The organism is Streptomyces sp. NPDC044719 (assembly GCF_056433405.1).
This window is the reverse complement of sequence record NZ_JBWKHE010000005.1, coordinates 439,586-460,189: the sequence shown is the minus strand read 5'-3', so window position 1 is coordinate 460,189 and position 20,604 is coordinate 439,586. Positions and strand designations below refer to the sequence as shown.

Here is a 20,604-nt window from a genome sequence, read left to right as displayed (position 1 = left end):
GCGCGCTCTGTCGATGGGGTCATGATGTCCCGCAGAGCTGTGAGCGTGCCATAAGTGCTGCCCCGCACGGCTGTGAGGGTCGGGTTCGGTAGGGTCGGCGGCGTGCGCAAGACCCTGATCGTGACCAACGACTTCCCGCCCCGGCCCGGCGGCATCCAGGCGTTTCTGCACAACATGGCGCTGCGGCTGGACCCGCGGGAGCTGGTCGTCTACGCCTCGACGTGGAAGCGCGGCCGGGAGGGTGCCGAAGCGACCGCCGCCTTCGACGCCGAACAGCCCTTCACCGTCGTACGGGACCGTACGACCATGCTGCTGCCGACGCCCGCCGTCACCCGGCGCGCCGTCGGGCTGCTGCGGGAGCACGACTGCGCGTCGGTGTGGTTCGGGGCGGCGGCGCCGCTCGGTCTGATGGCACCGGCGCTGCGAGACGCGGGCGCCGAGCGGCTGGTGGCCACCACGCACGGGCACGAGGCCGGCTGGGCCCAGCTGCCCGCGGCCCGGCAGCTGCTGCGCCGGATCGGTGACTCCACGGACACGATCACCTACCTGGGCGAGTACACGCGCTCGCGGATCGCCGGCGCACTGAGCCCGCGGGCGGCCGCGCGGATGGCGCAGCTGCCGCCCGGGGTCGACGAGAAGACCTTCCACCCGGACTCGGGCGGCGACGAGATCCGGGCGCGGCTCGGGCTGACGGACCGGCCGGTGGTCGTGTGCGTGTCCCGGCTGGTGCGGCGCAAGGGGCAGGACACGCTGATCCAGGCCATGCCCAGGATTCTGTCCGCCGAGCCGGACGCCGTACTGCTGATCGTCGGGGGCGGACCGTACGAGAAGGACCTCCGCAGGCTGGCCCAGGACACGGGCGTCGCCGGCTCGGTCCGCTTCACGGGCCCGGTGCCCTGGTCCGAGCTGCCCGCCCACTACGGCGCCGGGGACGTCTTCGCCATGCCGTGCCGGACCCGGCGCGGCGGCCTCGACGTCGAGGGCCTCGGGATCGTCTATCTGGAGGCCTCGGCGACCGGGCTGCCCGTCGTCGCCGGCGACTCCGGCGGCGCTCCGGACGCGGTCCTCGACGGCGAGACGGGCTGGGTGGTCCGGGGCGGCTCGGCGGAGCAGACCGCCGAGCGGGTCGTCACGCTCCTCGGTGACGCCGAGCTGCGCCGGAGGATGGGGGAGCGGGGCCGGGAGTGGGTCGAGGAGAAGTGGCGCTGGGACCTGCTGGCGGAGAAGCTCAAAGCTTTGCTCTGAGCGGGGCTCCGGGACCCTAGGCGGAACGTAAAAATCCGCACATGCTGCGCGCATGGCAGCAAAACTGATACAGCATCAGCTGACGAGACGTCAAATCTTGGGCATGGTGGCCCTCCAGACGGCCGCCGCGTCCGGTCTCACCCGCATCGGTCTCTCATCGGCGTCGGCCGCCGAACCCGCCGCCGTCGACAACGCCCCGGCGATCGTGATCGGTTCCGGCTACGGCGGCGCCGTGGCCGCCCTCCGCCTCGGTCAGGCCGGCATCCGCACCCTCGTCCTGGAAATGGGCCGGCTCTGGAACACCCCCGGCCCCGACGGCAAGATCTTCTGCTCCACCCGCACCCCGGACCGGCGCTCCATGTGGTTCCGTACCCGCACGGAGGCCCCGCTGGCCACCTTCCTGTGGCTGGACCTGGTCAACAGGGACATCAGCGCCTACCCGGGTGTCCTGGACCGCGTGCACTACGACCACATGTCCGTGTACGTCGGCCGGGGCGTCGGCGGCGGTTCCCTGGTCAACGGCGGCATGGCGGTGACCCCGCTCCGGTCCTACTTCGCCGAGCAGTTCCCGACCGTGGACACCGCGGAGATGTACGGCACGTACTTCCCGCGCGCCCGCTCCATGCTCGGCGTCAACACCATCGACCCGGCCTGGTTCGAATCCACCGAGTGGTACCGCTTCACCCGGATCTCCCGCCAACACGCCGACAACGCCGGGCTGAAGACCACCTTCGTGCCCAACGTCTACGACTTCGGCCACATGGAGCGCGAGGCGGCCGGCACGGCGACCAAGTCCGCTCTCGGGGGCGAGGTCATCTACGGCAACAACCACGGCAAGCGCAGCCTCGACAAGACCTACCTCGCCTCCGCGCTCGGCACCGGGAACGTCACCCTCCACACCATGGAGCGGGTGACGTCGATCAGCAGGGCCGCCGACGGGACGTACGTCCTGAGCGCCGAGCGGATCGACGACACCGGCACCGTCGTCGCGACCAAGGAGTACGCCTGCACGTACCTCTTCCTCGGCGGCGGCAGCATCGGCACGACGGAACTCCTCGTCCGCGCCCGGGAGTCCGGCACCCTGCCCGCCCTGGACGCCAGCGTCGGCACCGGCTGGGGCACCAACGGCAACGTGATGCTCGGCCGGGCCAACCACCTGTGGGACACGGTGGGCGCGAACCAGTCGACCATGCCGGTCATGGGCATCGACGACTGGGCCAACACCGCCAACCCCGTCTTCGCCGAGATCGCGCCCCTGCCCATGGGGCTCGAACACTGGGTCAGCCTCTACCTGGCGATCACCAAGAACCCGGAGCGGGCGTCCTTCACGTACGACTCGGCGAGCGGCGCCGTGCGGCTCGGGTGGAGCGCGGCGCAGAGTGCCGTGTCGGTGGGCATGGCGAAGAAACTGTTCGACCGGATCAACAGGGCGAACGCCACGATCTACCGCTACGACCTGTTCGGCTCGTCGAACAAGGTCTTCGCCGACGACTTCACCTACCACCCGCTGGGCGGCTGCGTCCTGGGCCGGGCGACGGACGACTACGGGCGGCTCAAGGGCTACCGCAGGCTCTACGCCATCGACGGCTCACTGGTGCCCGGCTCGATCGGCGTCAATCCCTTCGTGACCATCACGGCCCTAGCCGAACGCACGATGGCGCGGGTCCTCGCCGAGGACACCACGCCATGACGCCGCACGCGCACTACTTGGCGTAGATCGCCTCGACCTCGTGCGCGTAGTCCTTCGCCACCACGTTCCGCTTCAGCTTCAGTGAGGGGGTCAGGTGGCCCGACTCCTCCGTGAACTGGGAGGACAGAATGCGGAACTTCCGCACCGATTCCGCCTTCGACACCGCGGCGTTGCCGTCGTCGATCGCCGCCTGGATCGCGGCCAGCAGGTCCGGGTCCTCGCACAGCGACGCCGCGGTGGAACCCGCCGGCTTGCCGTGGTCCGCGCACCAGCGGCCCAGGAACTCCTCGTCGATGGTGACCAGCGCGCCCACGAACGGCCGCCCGTCGCCCACCACCATGCACTCCGCGACCAGGGCGTGCGCCCGGATGCGGTCCTCGATCACGGCCGGGGCGACGTTCTTGCCGCCCGCGGTGACGATGATCTCCTTCTTGCGGCCGGTGATCCTGAGGTAGCCGTCCTCGTCGAGGGTGCCGATGTCACCGGTGTGGAACCAGCCGTCGGCCAGCGCCTCCCCGGTCGCGCCGGGGTTGTTCCAGTACTCCTTGAACAGGTGCTCGCCGTGCAGCAGCACCTCGCCGTCGTCGGCGATCCGGACCACCGAGCCGGGCAGCGGCTGACCCACCGTGCCGATCTTCTGCCGGTCCCAGGGGTTGAACGCGGTGGCCGCGCAGGACTCGGTCAGGCCGTAGCCCTCCAGGACCGTGAAGCCGATGCCGCGGAAGAAGTGGCCCAGGCGCTCGCCCAGCGGGGCACCGCCGGAGATGGCGTACTCGCCCCGGCCGCCGAGGACCGCGCGGAGCTTGCTGTAGACGAGCTTGTCGAACGTCTTGTGCTTGATCTTCAGGCCGAAGGACGGGCCCGAGGGGGTGTCCAGCGCCTTGCTGTACGCGATCGCGGTGTCGGCGGCCTTGTCGAAGATCTTGCCCTTGCCGTCGGCCTGCGCCTTGGCCCGTGCCGAGTTGTAGACCTTCTCGAAGACGCGCGGCACCCCGAGGATCAGTGTCGGGCGGAACGAGGCCAGCTCGTCGGTGAGGTTCTTGATGTCCGGGACGCAGCCGAGCTTGATCGGCGCCATCATCGGCGCGATCTGCACCAGCCGCCCGAAGACGTGCGCGAGCGGCAGGAAGAGGAGCACCGAGCACTCGCCCGTGCGGAAGAGCGGACGCAGTCGCTCCACGATGTTGCCGCACTCGGCGAAGAAGCTGCGGTGGGTGAGCACACAGCCCTTGGGGCGGCCGGTGGTGCCCGAGGTGTAGACGATGGTCGCCGGGTCGTCGGCCTTGGCGATGGAGCCGCGCTCCTCGACCGTCCGGTCGGTGACGTCCTGCCCGAGCCGGCCCAGTTCGTCGAGGCCGCCACCCTCGATCTGCCACACGTGCTTCAGCGCCGGCAGCCGGTCGCGTACCGACTCGACGGCGGCCGTGTGCGCGTCCGACTCCACGATGCACGCGGTGGCGCCCGAGTCACCGAGGATCCACTGCACCTGCTCCGCCGAACTGGTCTCGTACACCGGCACGGTCACCGCGCCCGCACTCCAGATCGCGAAGTCCAGCAGCGTCCACTCGTAGCGCGTGCGGGACATCAGGCCGACCCGGTCGCCCGGCTGGACACCGGCGGCGATCAGCCCCTTCGCGGCCGTGTGCACCTCGGCGAGGAAGACGGTGGCCGTGACGTCCTGCCAGCTACCGCCGATCTTGCGGGCGATGACGGCGACGTCCGGGTGCTGCGCGGCGTTTCTGCGGACGATGTCGGTGAGATTTCCGTCCGCAGGGACCTCGTACAAAGCCGGAAGGCTGAACTCGCGCAAGACTGCTGCTCCTCATAGGGCGCCGGCGCCACGACGTTGTGTGCTGCGACGGTGCGGTCCAAGGCTCGGGCAGGTGCTCAGGCATTCACTTGTTGAAATGCAGAGCACGACTGGACGGCCCGGACGTTACCCGCCGGTATGGCTTCTGCGACAGGGGGTCCCATCGAGATGTTCGCTGCGTCACACACTTGGGTATTCCTTCGCGCACAGTAGTCCACGTACTAACTGACTGGCCAGTAACCGCAGGTAGGGCCGCCACTGTTCACAAGGACAGCGCTCGGCCTACTCTTGATCGCCATGGCACCCACACCAGCCGGAAACCACAGGACACGCGTGCACGTGGTGAGCGACGTGCACGGCAACGCCCGTGACCTGGCGAGGGCCGGCGAGGGCGCCGACGCCCTGATCTGCCTGGGCGACCTCGTCCTCTTCCTCGACTACGCCGACCACTCGCGCGGCATCTTCCCCGACCTGTTCGGCGTCGAGAACGCCGACCGCATCGTGGCGCTGCGCACCGCCCGCCGCTTCGAGGAGGCGCGGGAACTCGGTGCCCGGCTGTGGGCCGGGATCGGCGCGGACCGGGCCTCGGTGATCGAGAAGGCGGTGCGCAAGCAGTACGCCGAGATGTTCGCCGCGTTCCCCTCTCCTACGTACGCCACCTACGGCAACGTCGACATGCCGCCGCTGTGGCAGGAGTACGCCGGGCCCGGCACGACCGTCCTCGACGGCGAGCGCGTCGAGATCGGCGGCCGGGTCTTCGGCTTCGTGGGCGGCGGCCTGCGCACCCCGATGCGGACGCCGTACGAGATCAGCGACGAGGAGTACGCGGCGAAGATCGAGGCCGTGGGCGAGGTCGACGTGCTCTGCACGCACATCCCGCCCGAGGTTCCCGAGCTGGTCTACGACACCGTCGCCCGCCGCTTCGAGCGAGGCAGCCGCGCGCTGCTGGACGCCATCCACCGCACCCGGCCCCGATACGCCCTGTTCGGGCACGTGCATCAGCCGCTCACGCGACGGATGCGGATCGGGGCCACCGAGTGCGTGAACGTGGGGCACTTCGCGGCGACCGGGACCCCCTGGGCGCTGGAATGGTGAGGACGTCCCAGGTCGGGTGAGATCGGCGGGGCCCGTGCGCGGTAGCCTTCACGCTGCACACACGTGCGCACGACGACGTCTTACCGGCCCGTATCTGGAGGAGCCACGGCGATGGCGGAACACACCAGCTCGAGCATCACCATCGAGGCCGCCCCGGCCGACGTCATGGCGGTCATCTCCGACTTCGCCCGCTACCCGGACTGGACCGGCGAGGTGAAGGAGGCGGAGGTCCTCAAGACCGACGAGCAGGGCCGCGCCGAACAGGTGCGCCTCGTCATGGACGCGGGCGCGATCAAGGACGACCAGGTGCTCGGATACACCTGGACCGGTGAGAACGAGGTGTCCTGGACGCTGGTGAAGTCCCAGATGCTGCGGTCTCTGGACGGCTCGTACATCCTCAAGCCCGCCGGGGCGGGGGGTACGGAGGTCACGTACGCGCTGACCGTGGACGTCAAGATCCCGATGCTGGGGATGATCAAGCGGAAGGCCGAGAAGGTCATCATCGACCGTGCGTTGGCGGGGTTGAAGAAGCGGGTCGAATCTGCCTGATCGCGGTCGTCGGCCGGGTGCGGGCCGGTGGGGGTTGTTCGCACAGTTCCCCGCGCCCCTTCAGGGGTTACCGTTCATTCTCATGCGCACCATCCTGATCACCGGCCCCGGCGGCAGCGGTCGTACCACCCTCGCGGCCGCGACCGCCCTGGCCGCGGCGGCCGAGGGCAACCGCACCCTCGTCCTCGGCACCGACCGCACGGACAGCCTTGGTGCCGCCCTGGGAGTGGCGACCGGCCCGGCCCCGGTCCAGGCCGCCCCGCACCTCACCGCCTGGCGCCCCGACGCCGCGCAGGACTTCCGCAGGGACCTCATCGCCCTCCAGGACCGGGCCTCCTCCGCCCTGGACCTGCTCGGTGCCTCCCGCCTCGACCCCGAGGAACTGACCCCCCTGCCCGGCGCCGAGGAACTCGCCCTGCTGCGCGCCCTCCGGGACGCCGCGCTGTCCGAGAAGTACGACACCCTCGTCGTCGACCTCCCCCCGTCCCCGCAGGCCCTCGCCCTTCTCGCCCTGCCCGAGGAACTGCGCCGCTATCTGCGCCGTCTGCTGCCGCCCGAACGGCAGGCCGCCCGCGCCCTGCGGCCGGTCCTGGGACGGCTCGCCGGCGTGCCCATGCCCGCCGAGTGGCTGTACGAGACGGCCGGCCGCTGGGATCTGGAGCTGGCCGCCGTGGAGGCGGTCGTCGCCGACCGCGACACCGTCGTACGGCTGGTCGCCGAGCCCGGCCCGGCCGGTGCCGACGCCGTCCGTACCACCGGCCTCGGTCTCGCCCTGTGCGGCCTGCGCACCGACCTCGTGGTCGCCAACCGCGTCCTGCCCGAGGCGTCCCCGGACGCCTGGCTCGCCGGGCCGGTCGCCCAGCAGCGCAAGACGCTGGAGGAGTGGCGGGAGGCGTACGACGTGCGCACCGTCGCCCACCTCGGACGCGACCCGCGCGGCGCCGACGACCTCACCGCCCTCGCGGTGCCCGGCGCCGGGCACACGGGCTCCCCGGTCGAATGGCCCGTGACCGACCGGCTCGGCGAGGACGGTGTGCTCGTCTGGCACATCCCGCTGCCCGGCGCCATACGTGAGGAACTCGACCTCGTCCGGCGGGGCGACGAACTGGTCGTTTCCGCGGGGCGGTTCCGCCGTATCGTCCCGCTGCCCTCCGCGCTGCGCCGCTGCACCGTCGACGGGGCCGCCCTGCGCGAGGGCGAGCTGCGCATCCGCTTCGCACCCGACCCGAAACTGTGGCCGCAGGCCCGGTGAGCGCGGTACGCCCGTTCGGGTAACGTCGTAGGGACGAACCGTAGTCAGGAGTCCGTCATGAGCGAAGAGCTCCCCCCGTCCGACGCCGCCCGCGAAGAGGCCGTGGACGAGGTACGGGCCACCGACGCCGACGCCTGGGCGACCGCGTGCGCCGAGGACCTCGAGGCGGAGAAGGCCCGCCGCCGTGCTCAGTACGGCCCGCCCCCTGCTTCCGCGGCCGAGGAACTGAAGAAGCTCGTCGACGCCGTCGCGGACAAGCTGTCCGGCCTCGAGTCCCCGCTGTTCGGCGCGGTCGCCGGGCCCGCCGCCCAGCAGGTCGTCCGGCAGGTCGTCCAGCAGGCCAAGGACGCCGTGGAACCCGTCATCGAGCGCAATCCGGACGTCTTCGACCACCTCGCGGCGGCCGGGAACGAACTCCTCGCCGCCTACCGCTCCGCCGTGCAGGCCCAGGAGCGGCGCTGGACCGGCCGCGACGACGACACCGACCCCCGTGACCTGGACGAACGCCGCGACCGGGGCGACGACGACGGCCCCGGGGAACGCATCGACCTGGACTGAGCCCCCGGCCGGGCCCCCGGTCTCTCGGGTACCGTTGGCCGTAGCGGGGCTCGACCGAAACTGAGGGATTCATGGGACTCACCATCGGCGTCGACATCGGCGGCACGAAGATCGCGGCCGGCGTGGTCGATGAGGAAGGCAACATCCTCTCGACCCACAAGGTGCCGACCCCGGGCACGGCCGAGGGCATCGTGGACGCCATCGCCTCGGCGGTGGATGGCGCCCGTGTCGGCCACGACATCGTCGGCGTGGGCATCGGCGCCGCCGGCTATGTGAACCGGCAGCGCTCCGAGGTCTACTTCGCGCCCAACATCCACTGGCGCAACGAGCCGCTCAAGGAGAAGGTCGAGGCCCGTGTGGGCCTTCCGGTGGTCGTCGAGAACGACGCCAACGCCGCGGCGTGGGGCGAGTACAAGTTCGGCGGCGGCAAGGGTCACCGCAACGTCATCTGCATCACCCTGGGCACCGGCCTCGGCGGCGGGATCATCATCGGCAACAAGCTGCGCCGCGGCCACTTCGGCGTGGCCGCCGAGTTCGGCCACATCCGCATGGTGCCCGACGGCCTGCTGTGCGGCTGCGGCTCACAGGGCTGCTGGGAGCAGTACGCCTCGGGACGCGCGCTCGTCAGGTACGCCAAGCAGCGAGCCAACGCCACCCCGGAGAACGCCGAGATCCTGCTCGGCCTCGGCGACGGCACGCCCGACGGCATCGAGGGCAAGCACATCTCCATGGCCGCCCGCCAGGGCGACCGTGTGGCCGTCGACTCCTACCGCGAGCTGGCCCGCTGGGTCGGCGCGGGCCTCGCCGACCTCGCCTCCCTCTTCGACCCCTCCGCGTTCATCGTGGGCGGCGGCCTCTCCGACGAGGGCGAACTGGTCCTCGGCCCGATCCGCAAGTCCTACAAGCGCTGGCTGGTCGGCGGCAACTGGCGCCCGGTGGCTGAGGTGAGGGCCGCCGAACTGGGCAACAAGGCAGGCCTGGTGGGAGCAGCGGACCTGGCGAGGGAACCCGACCCGATCATGTAGATACGTGCCTTTGGGGGCGCGGGGCTGTAACACGTGCGGCTCCGCCGCGCGGGCGCGATCAGCCACAGACGACCGGCACTCGCGCACAATCCTCGCGCCCCGAGCCATTGGGCGTAAATTGACCAACATGGCGCCGCTCCCCAACTCCCGTACCGAACCCGACGGTTCCGCAGTCATCAGGGTCCTCAGCTACAACATCCGCTCCATGCGCGACGACACCGACGCCCTGGCCCGTGTGATCCGCGCCTGCGAACCGGACCTGGTCCTCGTCCAGGAAGCCCCCCGCTTCTTCCGCTGGCGCAAGAATCTCGCCCGCCTGGCCCGTGCGGCCGACCTGGTGATCGTCACCGGCGGCGCCACCACCACGGGGCCCGCGATCCTCAGCTCGCTCCGGGCGGGTGTGGAACGCACCGAGGACATCCTCCTGCCCCCCACCCCCGGCCTGCACCGCCGCGGCTTCGCCACCGCCGTCGTCCGGTTCGCCGGCACCCGGCTCGGCGTCCTGAGCTGCCATCTGTCGCTGCAGAAGGACGAGCGCTACGAGCAGGGCGGCATGCTCCTCGACCGGCTCGCCGGGATGGGCGTGGAGCACGCGATCGCCGGCGGTGACCTGAACGAGCGCCCGGACGGCCGCACCTTCCGCCGGCTGACCGACGGTCTCACCGACTGCTGGGCCGCCGCGCCCTGGGGCGGCGAGCACACCTGGACCCCCGCCGACCCCTACCAGCGCATCGACGCGATCTTCGCGACCAAGGGAATCGAGGTGCTGGGCTGCGGAGTGCCGACCGGTCACCCCGGGGTGACCGGGGCAGACCTGAGGGCGGCCACTGACCACCTCCCGGTCCTGGCCGCCCTCAAGGTGCCGGCGGGTTAGACGACCGCCCCGCGCCCCGGATCCTCGTCGTCCTCGTCATCCGTGCGCATCCGCATGACCAGCGTCGCGAACCCGCCGAGGAAACCGCCGATCCCCGCCGTGGCCAGCCACCACGTCATCTCCCAGCCGAGCACCACGGCCAGCAGAAGCAGCACCGGACCGCCGAGCACGCCCAGCCAGGCGAACTTCGCGGTGACGTCGGCCTCGGGCAGCGGGGGCGGCTCCGGCGGCACGAAGTGGCCTTCGTCGTCCTCGTCGAAGTCCTCCTCGGCGGGCTCGGGCGCGGAGTAGTCACGCGGGCCGACGCCGGGCGCGAAGGAGACGGAGCCGCCCAGCGGCGTGGCCGGGGTTGGCGGCTTGACCGGCTTCTCCCCGGGCCCCTTGGCCTCCGGTCCCTCGGACTCGGCGGGCTTCGCCGCCTCTCCGGGCGCCCCGGCCGTGTCCACCCGGTCGTCGTTGGTCGGAGTCTCCAGCAGCGCCAGGTCCTCGATCGACTTGAAGGGCTTGGCGCCCGGCGGGTCCGGCGGCTCCTCGCCGTACGCGGCGACGATCGCGGCCCATGCGGCCTCCTCGTCGAACGGCACGCCCTGCTCGTCCGGCTCGCGGTCCTCGCGGTCCGAGTCGTGCTCAGCCACCTGCGGTCGTCCCTTCCTTGCCGAGACCGGGCTCCTTGCCGAGGCCGGACGCGAGCCGGCCGATGAACTCGACGCTCTCCTCGAAGATCCGGTCCGCGTCATGGTCCAACGTGGCGACGTGGTAGCTCTGTTCCAGGACGACCTCTTTCACATCCGTCGAGGAGATGCGGCTGAGGATGCGGGCGGAGTCGGCGGGCGGCACCACATGGTCCTGCGGGCTGCGCAGCAGCAGCACCGGCTGCGTGACCTGCGGCAGCTCGCTGTCGGTGATCTTGAAGAACTGGCGCAGGGAGTGCGCCGCGTGCAGGGGGACCCGGTCGTAGCCGAGCTCCCGGCTGTCCGGCTTGGCGATGTCGCTGGCGATGCCCTTCGTCGCGGGGACGAGGTGGCGGACCACCGGGAGCGCGTGCGCCGCCAGGCCGTGCACCTTGTTCGCGGGGTTGACGACCACCACGCCGCTGACGGCGTCGCCGTGCTTCGCGGCCAGCCGCAGGGCCAGGGCGCCGCCCATGGACAGACCGGCCACGAACACCTGCTCACGGCGCTCGCACAGGAGGCGCAGCTCGCGGTCCACCTCCGCGTACCAGTCCTGCCAGCCGGTGATCCGCAGGTCCTCCCAGCGGGTGCCGTGCCCGGGCAGCAGCGGCAGGGAGACGGTCAGGCCGCGCTCGGCGAGATGCTCCGCCCAGGGGCGCAGCGACTGCGGTGATCCGGTGAAACCGTGGCAGAGGAGGACGGCGACCTCCCCGCCCTCGTGGCGAAACGGCTCGGCTCCGGAAAGGACCGGCACCTCGGCCTCCTGGTCGTGAGAAGGGACTGACACGATCACGGAATGTCACGGAACGTCATGGAGGGGGTCGCACGTCGTTCGCGGGACCTTCACCGTACGCGACCGCACTGACACCGACCAGGGCCGTCGGCGCCTTTGACGGCGCTCCGGGTTAAGGTCTGACCGACACATACAGGAGGCACTCGGTTGTTGTACGGCGCGATGAAGGTCGCTGTTGGGGGACCGCTGAAGGTCGCCTTCAGGCCCTGGGTGGAAGGCCTGGAGAACGTTCCCGCAGAGGGCGCCGCGATCCTGGCGAGCAACCACCTGTCCTTCTCGGACTCGTTCTTCCTGCCCGCGGTGCTGGACCGCAAGGTCACGTTCATCGCGAAGGCCGAGTACTTCACCACGCCCGGGGTGAAGGGCCGGCTGACGGCCGCCTTCTTCAAGGGCGTCGGCCAGCTGCCCGTGGACCGCTCCGGCGCGCGCGGCGCGGGTGAGGCCGCCATCAAGAGCGGCATAGAGGTACTGGAGCGCGGCGAGCTGTTCGGCATCTACCCGGAGGGGACGCGCTCGCCCGACGGCCGGCTCTACCGGGGCAAGCCGGGCGGCCTCGCGCGTGTGGCCCTCGCGACCGGCGCGCCCGTCCTGCCCGTCGCCATGATCGACACGGAGAAGATCCAGCCGCCCGGCAAGGTCATGCCGAAGCTGATGCGCCCGGGTATCCGGATCGGCAAGCCCCTGGACTTCAGCCGCTACCAGGGCATGGAGCACGACCGTTTCGTGCTGCGCGCGGTGACCGACGAGGTCATGTACGAGATCATGAAGCTCTCCGGCCAGGAGTACGTCGACATGTACGCGACGGCCATGAAGCGGCAGATCGCGGACGCCGCGAAGGCGGAGAAGGAAGCCGAGAAGGCGGCGAAGGCCGCACTCGCGCGCGCGGAGAAGGAACAGGCCGCGAAGGAGAAGGCCGAGAGGGACCAGGCCGAGCGGGACCAGGCCGAGAAGGACCGGACGGAGCAGCGGCGGACCGAGCCCTAGAGGGGCTCGAAGCCGGGGGGCGGGGAGATGGCCAAGCGCGAGCGAGTCATGAGGATGTCGGTCGAGCAGCCCCTGTGGCGTGCCCTGACCGGCTACCGGGTGCTCACGATGCTGTACGCGGTGGGCCTGTTCGCCACCGCCTACGACGAGTTCGCCCGCCCCTGGGTCGCCGTCGCCTACTACGCCGTACTGGGCGTGTGGACCCTGGCCACACTGCCCCGGGTCGCGAACGCCGTCGGCTGCACCAAGCGGTTCCTCACCGCCGACCTCACCATCGCGATCGCCGGCATCCTGCTCACGCCCGTCGCCGACGCGCACGAGCGGGTGCAGGCCGGCGGCCCGACCCTGCCGTCGATCTGGACCGCGGGATCCGTCCTCGCCTTCGCCGTCAAGGGCGGCTGGCGCTGGGCGGCCGTCGCCTCCGGCCTCGTGGCCGTGGCCAACCTGGTCGAGCGCGGCACCCCGGCCCGCGATACCGTCCACAACGTCATCCTCGTCTGCATCGCCTCCATCGCCATCGGCTACGTCGTCGAGGTCGCCCGCGCCTCCGAGCGCACCCTCGCCCGTGCCCTGGAGATCGAGGCCGCCACCAGGGAACGGGAGCGGCTCGCCCGGGACATCCACGACAGCGTGCTCCAGGTGTTGGCGATGGTGCAGCGGCGCGGCGCGGTGATCGGCGGCGAGGCGGCCGAGCTGGGCCGGATGGCAGGCGAGCAGGAGGTCGCCCTGCGCACCCTGGTCTCGGGCGGGCTCGTGCCCGTCTCCCGGGTGTCGGAGGACGCCGCAGAGGGAGCGCTCGTCCGGTCCGTCGACGAGGAACCGGAGGACAGCGGTCCCGTCGACCTGCGCGCCCTGCTCGCGCCCTACGCCGGGGCCAAGGTCAGCCTCGCCGAGCCCGGCGCGCCCGTGCCGCTGGCGCCGGTCGCCGCCCGCGAGGTGGCCGCGGCCGTCGGGGCCGCCCTGGACAATGTCCGCAGGCATGCCGGGGAGCAGGCGCGCGCGTGGATCCTGGTCGAGGACGAACCGGACGAGGTGATCGTCACCGTCCGGGACGACGGCCCCGGCATCCCGGAGGGGCGGCTCGCCCAGGCCGAGGGCGAGGGGCGGCTCGGTGTCGCCCTGTCGATCCGCGGCCGGCTGCGCGACCTCGGCGGCAGCGCGGAACTGATCTCGGTGCCGGGCCAGGGCACGGAGGTCGAGCTGAAGGTACCGAAGGACGTGACCACAGCGCGGGGGAAGGCGGAGCGGCGATGACGGAGACCACGGAGAACCACCGGGACCCGGCCGAGGACCCGATCAAGGTCATGGTGGTCGACGACCACCCCATGTGGCGCGACGCCGTCGCCCGCGACCTGGCCGAGTCGGGCTTCGAGGTGGTCGCCACCGCGGGTGACGGCGACCAGGCCGTGCGCCGCGCCAAGGCCGCCGCACCCGACGTCCTCGTGCTCGACCTCAACCTGCCCGCCAAGCCCGGCGTCCAGGTCTGCAAGGAGGTCGTCGCCGCCAACCCCGCGCTGCGCGTCCTCGTGCTGTCCGCGAGCGGTGAGCACGCCGACGTCCTGGAGGCCGTGAAGTCCGGCGCGACCGGCTACCTGCTGAAATCGGCCTCCACCGGGGAACTCCAGGACGCGGTGCGCCGCACGGCCGTCGGCGACCCGGTCTTCACCCCGGGCCTCGCCGGGCTGGTCCTCGGCGAGTACCGCCGCCTGGCCTCCGAACCCGCCCCCGCGCCCGACACCGACGAACCGAAGGCGCCCCGGCTCACCGACCGCGAGACCGAGGTGCTGCGCCTGGTCGCCAAGGGCCTGAGCTACAAGCAGATCGCCGAACGCCTGGTCATCTCCCACCGCACGGTGCAGAACCACGTCCAGAACACCCTCGGCAAGCTCCAGCTGCACAATCGGGTCGAGCTGGTCAGGTACGCGATAGAGCGCGGCCTCGACGACGAGTGAGGCGCACGTCACACTGACCTTTCGTCAGGCACCTGCGGCGAAGGGACTGTTCCATGCGCGTCGGAGTACTGACCGGAGGCGGCGACTGCCCCGGCCTCAACGCCGTCATCCGGGCCATCGTCCGCAAGGGCGTGCAGGAGTACGGCTATGACTTCACCGGCTTCCGGGACGGCTGGCGAGGACCCCTGGAAGGCGACACCGTCCGACTCGACATCCCCGCCGTACGCGGCATCCTGCCCCGCGGCGGCACCATCCTCGGCTCCTCGCGGACCAACCCGCTGAAGGAGGAGAACGGCATCCGCCGTATCAAGGACAACCTCGCCGAACTGGAGGTCGAGGCGCTCATCGCCATCGGCGGCGAGGACACCCTGGGCGTGGCCGCCCGGCTGTCCGACGAGCACGGCGTGCCCTGCGTCGGCGTCCCGAAGACCATCGACAACGACCTGTCCGCCACCGACTACACCTTCGGCTTCGACACCGCGGTCGGCATCGCGACCGAGGCGATCGACCGGCTGCACACCACCGCCGAGTCCCATATGCGAGTCCTGGTCGTCGAGGTGATGGGCCGGCACGCCGGCTGGATCGCCCTCCACTCCGGCCTGGCCGGCGGCGCGAACGTCATCCTCATCCCCGAGCAGCGCTTCGACGTCGAGCAGGTCTGCGCCTGGGTGACCTCCCGCTTCAAGGCGTCGTACGCGCCGATCGTGGTCATCGCCGAAGGGTCGATGCCGAAGGACGGCGACATGGTCCTCAAGGACCAGTCGCTGGACTCCTTCGGGCACGTCCGCCTCTCCGGCGTCGGCGAGTGGCTCGCCAAGCAGATCGAGAAGCGCACGGGCAAGGAGGCCCGCACCACCGTCCTGGGCCACGTCCAGCGCGGCGGCACCCCCAGCGCCTTCGACCGCTGGCTCGCCACCCGCTTCGGCCTGCACGCCATCGACTGTGTCCGCGACGGCGACTTCGGCACGATGGTCGCCCTGCGCGGCACGGACATCGTCCGGGTCCCGATCGCCGACGCCACTGCCAGACTGAAGACCGTCGACCCGGAACTCTACGCGGAGGTCGGGGTGTTCTTCGGCTGACGGGTCGTCCGGCCGAACGGAACGGGGGAGTCATGGCGCGATGGTGGAGAGCGCTCGGCCTGCGCGCGCTGGTGGAGGCCAACGCGGACCTGCTCGGCGCGGTCTGGCCCGCCGTACGCGACGGCAGCGATCTGCCGGCCCCCGAGTCCGCGCGGGTGCGCTCACTGGCCGCGCTGTCCAGGGCGGTGTCCAAGGCGGCCTCGGGCGGGGAGGACCACCCGCCCGAGTTCGCGGTCGGCCTGCTCGCCGGCGCGGTGCTGCACCGCGCCGTGCCCCGGGCCGCGCCCGTCGCCCTGCTCGCGCTCGTCGACCCGGCGGCGGATGTCGACGCGGAGGCGGCCGCCGTCGGCGCGGCCGCGGCGGCCCGGTTCGCCGCCCGGGGCGGTTCCGACAAGACGCCCCAGTGGCTGCGCCGCTGGTGCCTGGAGGCCGCCCTGGTCTGCGGTACCCGCTGCCTCGACGGCCCGGCGCCCAGCAGCGCGGCACGCGGGGCGGTCCACGAACTCCTCGCGCACACGGCGGCACAACGCTTCAAGACCAGCGGCGACACGGCGGACGAGGACGTGGCGCTCGGCCGGGCCCGCGAGGCACTCGACGCGGCAGCGCCGCACGAACACCACGGCCGCGCCTTCCGCCTCGCCCAGCTGCTCACCTCCCGTTCCCTGCGGCTGCGGGACCCCGCCCTCCTGGAGAACGCCCCCGACCTGGCTCGCTCCGCGCTCGCCGTCCTGGATTTCGAGAGCCTCGCGTGGCTGGCGCAGGCCGGTCTGACCGTGAGCACGCTGCTCGCCCTCACCGCCAAGGAGACCAAGGCCGTCGAGGTGCTCGACGAGGCACTGGCCTTACAGCGCGCCATGAGCGGACATCCCCAGTACCACCTGGTCGGTGACGGCTACCGGTTCACGCACGCGGGCCTGCTGGCCCAGCGCTTCGCCCGCCGCCGCGACCCCGAGGTCCTGGACGAGGCCATCGAGCTCTACACGGAGCTGTACGCCGCCGAGCCGGGCAGACACGCCGCCGACCTCGGCCGGCACCTTCAGTACCGCTACCAGATGCACGGCGACACGGCGGACCGGCACCGCGCGCTGGAGCTGATGGCCGAGGGGCTGCCGGGAGAGGACACCGAGGCCGAGGCGATCACCTCGTACGGCACGGCCGTCCTGCACGAGTACCGCGAGTCGGGCCGCCCGGAGGTGGTCGCCCGCGCCCTGGCCACGGTCACCCGGCTGACCACCCCGCCGGCCGCCCACGCCGAGGACAGCCGTGTCCTCGGCACCCTCGCAGAGCTGCTGCTGGCCCACGGGGAGACGGCCCGACCACCCAGGTACGAGGCGGCCGAAGCAGCCGCCCGCCGCTCCCTCGCTCTGGCGGGCACCACCGAGCACCGTGCCCGCGCGCTGGCCCGGCTCGCCGAGATACTCGTGCGACGGTACCGGGCCACCTCCGAACTGGCCCTGCTGGACGAGGCCGTGGCCTGCTGCCGCGAGGGCTCCGCCGTCCTGACCCCGGACGACGAGGAGCCCGTCCAGCTGCCCGCCGTCCTCGTCATGGCCCTGGTCGAGCGGCACGCGCGCACCCGCCACCTCACCTCGTTGCGCGAGGCGATCGCCGCGGCGGAACAACTGGAGAAGGCGACTCCCGAATTCGGCGCGGAGTATCCCGCCGTCCTCGGCAACCTGGCCGGGCTGATCGTCGAGTACGCCCATCAGACGCAGGACCCCTCCGAACTCGACCGAGGGCAGCACCTGGTGGAACAGGCCCTCGCCGCCACGACCCCCGGCCATCACTGGCGCAGCCACCTGCTGAACGCCCTCGGCGGCGTCCTGCTCGCCCGGACCCGGCTGCCCGGAGCGGCCCCCGACGCCGCCGACACCGTCGTACGCCACTACGAAACCGCCCTGCGGGACACGCCGGACGACCCGCGCAGCAGCGCCGGACTGTACGGCAACTACGCGCACGCCCTGTGGGAACGCCACTGGCGCGGCGGGGAGCGTGCCGACCTCGACCGGGCGCTGGAGGCGGCCCGTACGGCCGTCCGCATGCTGCCGCCCGGCGAGCCACGCCGCGGCGCCGCCCTCACCGTGCTGTCCCGGATCCTCACCCGGACCGCACGCGCCGACGGCTACGACGCCGTACGCGACGAGGCGCTGGCCGTCAACGCCGAACTGGCCGCCGACCCCGCGCAGTCCGGTCCGGTGAGGGCTGGAGCCGCCTTGGAGCTGGCCACCTTCGCACGGGAGTCCGGCGACACAGAAGGGGCGCTGACCGCCGCCCGTGCGGCGATCGACACGCTGCCGCTGCTCGCCTGGCGCGGCGTCGACCGGTCCGACCAGGAGGAGATGCTCGGCGGTATGGCGCGGGCCGGGGCGTTCGCCGGGCTGCTCGCGCTGGCCGCCGGACGGCCCGCCGAGGCGCTGGAGCTGCTGGAGGCGGGGCGCGGGGTGCTCGCCGCCCAGGCCCTCGAACTGCGTACCGAGACCGACGAACTGGCGGCCGCGGAGCCGGCGTTGGCGGCCCGGCTGGAAACCCTGCGCCAGGAGCTCGACCGGGGTGCCGCCGACGGCATGTCGGGGGAGGAGGCGGACCGGCGGCACCGGCTGGCCCGTGAGTGGCAGGAGACTCTCGACGAGATCCGCTCCCGCGACGGCTTCCGGGACTTCCTGCGCCCGCCCCGAGCCGGGCAACTGCTGAGGGCCGGGGAGCAGGGGCCGGTCGTCGTGGTTGTCGGCGGCCCGGGCCGTGGGGGCTACGCGGTGCTGATCGACGGCCCCGAGCTCAAGGCCATGTCGCTGCCGGACTTCTCCGAGACCGAGGCCAGGGAGCGGAGCGAGGTGCTGTTCCACGCGGCCGCCGCTGCCGCCCGCTCCGGCCTGGCCCGCGCCTTCGCCGAACAGGCCGTCGCCGACCTGCTCGACTGGCTGTGGCGCACGGTTGCCGAGCCGGTCCTCGACACCCTCGGCATCACGGGCCCGCCCGCACCCGGCGAGGACCCGCCCCGCCTGTGGTGGTGCTGCTCGGGGGCGCTGTCCTTCCTGCCGCTGCACGCGGCGGGCGGGCTCCCCGACCGGGTTGTCTCCTCCTACACCCCGAGCGTCGCCGCCCTCCTGCGGGCCCGGGCGAAGAAGGCCGCCCAGGCACGCCCGCTCATCGTCGCCGTTCCCGAACTCGACAGCCATGCCCCGCTGCCCGGCGCCCGGCGCGAAGCGGGCCTCGCGCACACCGCCGTCGGCGGCACGCTGCTCGACGGGGACGCGGCCCACATCGACGCCGTACGGTCCGCGCTCGCCGCACACTCCTGGGCGCACTTCGCCTGCCACGGCGTGCAGGACCCCGGGCAGCCCTCGCAGGGGCGGCTGTTGCTGCCGGGCGGCGCGCTGTCGGTGCTGGACGTCTCCCGCCTCGATCTGCCGCACGCCGAGTTCGCCTACCTCTCGGCGTGCGAGACAGCCGTCGGGGGCACCCGCCTCCCGGACGAGGCGCTGCACCTGGCCGGCTCCCTCCAACTCGCCGGCTTCCGCCAGGTGATCGGCACCCTGTGGCGGGTCGACGACGAGTCGTCGGCCGAGATCGCCCAGGACGTCTACGACACCCTGGCCGCAGCCGCCCCCGGCACCCCACCCGCGGCCCACGCCCTGCACCACGCGGTCCGCCGACTGCGCGAGCGCCATCCCGGCCGGCCGCTGAGCTGGGCGGCACACGTGCACACGGGAGCGTGAGCGGATTCCCCCCGGGCACCGGTCCTGTCGCCTCTACGATCGTCGCGTGGAAGCCGATGACGATCTGCATGGCGAGTTCTGCCGGGAGTTGGCGACGCTGCGCCTGCTGAGCGGGCCCCGGCGTGCGGCCCTCGAACAGGCGGTGCGGCGGCTGCGGGAGGGTGCCGACGTCGGCGAGGTGCTGGCCTCGCTCGATGTCACGCTCACCGCCCCCCTGCTCGGCCGCTACGGCGGTCCTGTGTCGGCCGGTCCCGGTGCACCGGGCGAGGCCGTTCCGCGCGGCGGCCCCACCCCGGTCGGCCCACCCGGCCCGCCCGTGCGGGGACAGTACGTCTGCCCGGCCGCCGTCTGCCGCCGGGTCGAGCTGCGCCGCGCCGGGCAGGGCCCGCCGGAGTGCCTGGTGCACGAGCGTGTCCTGACCTTCGTGGCGGACGGCTGAGGGCCGCCCGGTGACGGGATTCCTCGCCGAGCTCGGCCGGAAGCTGGCCGAACGATGGTTCGCGCTGCTGGTCCTGCCGGGCCTGGCCTACCTGCTCATCGCCGCCACCGCCGTACGGCTCGGTCACGGCGGCTGGGACGACTGGCGCGGGCTGTGGGAGGGCTTCGCCGCGCTGACCGAGGGCGAGCCGGGGCGGCAGAACGCGCTCGCCGTCCGGGCTGTCCTGATCGTCCTCGCCGCCGTCCCCGTTTCGGCCGGTCTCGGCATGCTCGCGCAGGCCCTCGCCGTACCGGTCGAACGCGCCCTGTGCGGTGAGTGGCCGCGCCCCTTCACCGCCCCGGCCGCCCGGCTGACCGCCCGCCGCGCCGCCGCCTGGCAGGCGGCCGACGACGCCTACCACCAGGACGGCGCGGCCGAACAGGCCGCCCGGCGCAACGCGCTGTCCCTCATCCCGCCGGAGCGCCCCACCTGGCTCGGTGACCGGCTGCGCGCCCCCGTCGTACGGCTCGGACAGGAGTACGGCGTCGACCTCGCCACCGTCTGGCCCCGCCTGTGGCTGCTGCTGCCCCTGCCCACCCGCGACATCCTCACCACGGCACGCGCCCGTCTCGACGGCGCGTTCGCCCTGGGCGGCTGGGCGGTGCTGTACCTCCCGCTCGCCGCCTGGTGGTGGCCGGCCGCGCTGATCGCCATGACCGCGGCGTTCGTGGCCCGGCGCAGAGCCGCCCTCGCCGCCGAGGCCTACGCCGAACTCGTCGAGTCCGCCGTGGATCTGCACCTCGACCGTCTCCTCACCCGCCTCGCCGAGCCACGCCCGGCCCCGCAGCAGGGGAGGGCACTGACGGAACGGCTGCGCAGGGGGCTGTGAG

The 20,604-nt window shown here is 72.4% G+C and carries 18 protein-coding genes; 15 read left to right on the top strand and 3 right to left on the bottom strand.

The window, feature by feature from the left end:
- Positions 1-102 precede the first annotated feature (102 nt).
- On the top strand, positions 103-1,245 hold the full coding sequence (locus AC07DF_RS22255) for a glycosyltransferase family 4 protein (RefSeq protein WP_478973889.1): 1,143 nt from the start codon (positions 103-105) through the stop codon (positions 1,243-1,245).
- Positions 1,246-1,297: 52 nt separating this feature from the next.
- Complete coding sequence (locus AC07DF_RS22250; protein WP_478973886.1) at positions 1,298-2,935, top strand: GMC oxidoreductase; 1,638 nt, start codon at positions 1,298-1,300, stop codon at positions 2,933-2,935.
- Positions 2,936-2,948: 13 nt separating this feature from the next.
- On the opposite strand, the gene AC07DF_RS22245 is transcribed toward AC07DF_RS22250, so the two are convergent.
- Positions 2,949-4,745 carry an AMP-dependent synthetase/ligase gene (locus AC07DF_RS22245; RefSeq protein WP_478973883.1) on the bottom strand — a complete coding sequence of 599 codons (1,797 nt, stop codon included), beginning with the start codon at positions 4,743-4,745 and terminating at the stop codon, positions 2,949-2,951.
- 339 nt (positions 4,746-5,084) lie between these two features.
- Between AC07DF_RS22245 and AC07DF_RS22240 the strand changes: the two genes are divergently transcribed.
- The 6 genes from AC07DF_RS22240 to AC07DF_RS22215 all read left to right on the top strand — a co-directional run bounded on the left by AC07DF_RS22240 (position 5,085) and on the right by AC07DF_RS22215 (position 10,098).
- On the top strand, positions 5,085-5,840 hold the full coding sequence (locus AC07DF_RS22240; RefSeq protein WP_478974642.1) for a metallophosphoesterase family protein: 756 nt from the start codon (positions 5,085-5,087) through the stop codon (positions 5,838-5,840).
- A 111-nt stretch (positions 5,841-5,951) separates the two neighbouring features.
- A complete protein-coding gene (locus tag AC07DF_RS22235; RefSeq protein WP_454640520.1) occupies positions 5,952-6,389 on the top strand; it encodes an SRPBCC family protein in 438 nt (145 codons plus the stop codon).
- Between the two features lie 82 nt (positions 6,390-6,471).
- Complete coding sequence (locus AC07DF_RS22230; RefSeq protein WP_478973879.1) at positions 6,472-7,641, top strand: ArsA family ATPase; 1,170 nt, start codon at positions 6,472-6,474, stop codon at positions 7,639-7,641.
- A 57-nt stretch (positions 7,642-7,698) separates the two neighbouring features.
- Entirely contained in the window at positions 7,699-8,199 is a 501-nt protein-coding gene (locus AC07DF_RS22225) for a DUF5304 domain-containing protein (protein ID WP_478973876.1), read from the top strand.
- Positions 8,200-8,270: 71 nt separating this feature from the next.
- Positions 8,271-9,224, top strand: a complete 954-nt coding sequence (locus AC07DF_RS22220; RefSeq protein ID WP_478973873.1) for an ROK family glucokinase — start codon at positions 8,271-8,273, stop codon at positions 9,222-9,224.
- 127 nt (positions 9,225-9,351) lie between these two features.
- On the top strand, positions 9,352-10,098 hold the full coding sequence (locus AC07DF_RS22215) for an endonuclease/exonuclease/phosphatase family protein (RefSeq protein WP_478973869.1): 747 nt from the start codon (positions 9,352-9,354) through the stop codon (positions 10,096-10,098).
- On the opposite strand, the gene AC07DF_RS22210 is transcribed toward AC07DF_RS22215, so the two are convergent.
- Both AC07DF_RS22210 and AC07DF_RS22205 read right to left on the bottom strand, forming a co-directional pair.
- Positions 10,095-10,733 carry a hypothetical protein gene (locus AC07DF_RS22210; RefSeq protein WP_478973864.1) on the bottom strand — a complete coding sequence of 213 codons (639 nt, stop codon included), beginning with the start codon at positions 10,731-10,733 and terminating at the stop codon, positions 10,095-10,097. The two genes, AC07DF_RS22215 and AC07DF_RS22210, sit on opposite strands and share 4 nt — an antisense overlap.
- Positions 10,726-11,523, bottom strand: a complete 798-nt coding sequence (locus AC07DF_RS22205; RefSeq protein WP_478974639.1) for an alpha/beta hydrolase — start codon at positions 11,521-11,523, stop codon at positions 10,726-10,728. Before AC07DF_RS22205 ends, AC07DF_RS22210 begins: the two co-directional genes overlap by 8 nt.
- Before the next feature lie 201 nt (positions 11,524-11,724).
- Here AC07DF_RS22205 and AC07DF_RS22200 point away from each other — a divergent pair, with 201 nt between their 5' ends.
- From AC07DF_RS22200 to AC07DF_RS22170, 7 genes are read left to right on the top strand one after another with little or no spacing between them, the layout of a single operon-like run.
- Positions 11,725-12,546 (top strand): lysophospholipid acyltransferase family protein, encoded by an 822-nt coding sequence (locus AC07DF_RS22200; RefSeq protein WP_478974636.1) that lies wholly within the window; start codon positions 11,725-11,727, stop codon positions 12,544-12,546.
- A gap of 27 nt (positions 12,547-12,573) precedes the next feature.
- Entirely contained in the window at positions 12,574-13,800 is a 1,227-nt protein-coding gene (gene macS / locus AC07DF_RS22195) for a MacS family sensor histidine kinase (protein WP_478973861.1), read from the top strand.
- Positions 13,797-14,498 carry a response regulator gene (locus AC07DF_RS22190; protein WP_478973858.1) on the top strand — a complete coding sequence of 234 codons (702 nt, stop codon included), beginning with the start codon at positions 13,797-13,799 and terminating at the stop codon, positions 14,496-14,498. Before macS ends, AC07DF_RS22190 begins: the two co-directional genes overlap by 4 nt.
- Positions 14,499-14,551: 53 nt before the next feature.
- Complete coding sequence (locus tag AC07DF_RS22185) at positions 14,552-15,580, top strand: 6-phosphofructokinase (protein ID WP_478973855.1); 1,029 nt, start codon at positions 14,552-14,554, stop codon at positions 15,578-15,580.
- A 32-nt stretch (positions 15,581-15,612) separates the two neighbouring features.
- The gene (locus AC07DF_RS22180) at positions 15,613-19,296 is read left to right on the top strand and encodes a CHAT domain-containing protein (RefSeq protein WP_478973852.1); all 3,684 of its coding nucleotides are present in this window, start codon (positions 15,613-15,615) and stop codon (positions 19,294-19,296) included.
- Between the two features lie 46 nt (positions 19,297-19,342).
- Positions 19,343-19,735, top strand: coding sequence for a hypothetical protein (locus AC07DF_RS22175; protein WP_478973849.1), 393 nt, complete (start codon positions 19,343-19,345; stop codon positions 19,733-19,735).
- A gap of 10 nt (positions 19,736-19,745) precedes the next feature.
- Positions 19,746-20,603 (top strand): hypothetical protein, encoded by an 858-nt coding sequence (locus AC07DF_RS22170; RefSeq protein ID WP_478973846.1) that lies wholly within the window; start codon positions 19,746-19,748, stop codon positions 20,601-20,603.
- Position 20,604: the final 1 nt, after the last annotated feature.

Excerpts from the sequence above, each read along its gene's own strand:
- AC07DF_RS22250 (WP_478973886.1), top strand. The coding sequence starts at position 1,298 with ATGGCAGCAAAACTGATACAGCATCAGCTGACGAGACGTCAAATCTTG.
- AC07DF_RS22235 (WP_454640520.1), top strand. The coding sequence starts at position 5,952 with ATGGCGGAACACACCAGCTCGAGCATCACCATCGAGGCCGCCCCGGCC.
- AC07DF_RS22230 (WP_478973879.1), top strand. The coding sequence starts at position 6,472 with ATGCGCACCATCCTGATCACCGGCCCCGGCGGCAGCGGTCGTACCACC.
- AC07DF_RS22225 (WP_478973876.1), top strand. The coding sequence starts at position 7,699 with ATGAGCGAAGAGCTCCCCCCGTCCGACGCCGCCCGCGAAGAGGCCGTG.
- AC07DF_RS22220 (WP_478973873.1), top strand. The coding sequence starts at position 8,271 with ATGGGACTCACCATCGGCGTCGACATCGGCGGCACGAAGATCGCGGCC.
- AC07DF_RS22215 (WP_478973869.1), top strand. The coding sequence starts at position 9,352 with ATGGCGCCGCTCCCCAACTCCCGTACCGAACCCGACGGTTCCGCAGTC.
- AC07DF_RS22200 (WP_478974636.1), top strand. The coding sequence starts at position 11,725 with ATGAAGGTCGCTGTTGGGGGACCGCTGAAGGTCGCCTTCAGGCCCTGG.
- macS (WP_478973861.1), top strand. The coding sequence starts at position 12,574 with ATGGCCAAGCGCGAGCGAGTCATGAGGATGTCGGTCGAGCAGCCCCTG.
- AC07DF_RS22190 (WP_478973858.1), top strand. The coding sequence starts at position 13,797 with ATGACGGAGACCACGGAGAACCACCGGGACCCGGCCGAGGACCCGATC.
- AC07DF_RS22185 (WP_478973855.1), top strand. The coding sequence starts at position 14,552 with ATGCGCGTCGGAGTACTGACCGGAGGCGGCGACTGCCCCGGCCTCAAC.
- AC07DF_RS22180 (WP_478973852.1), top strand. The coding sequence starts at position 15,613 with ATGGCGCGATGGTGGAGAGCGCTCGGCCTGCGCGCGCTGGTGGAGGCC.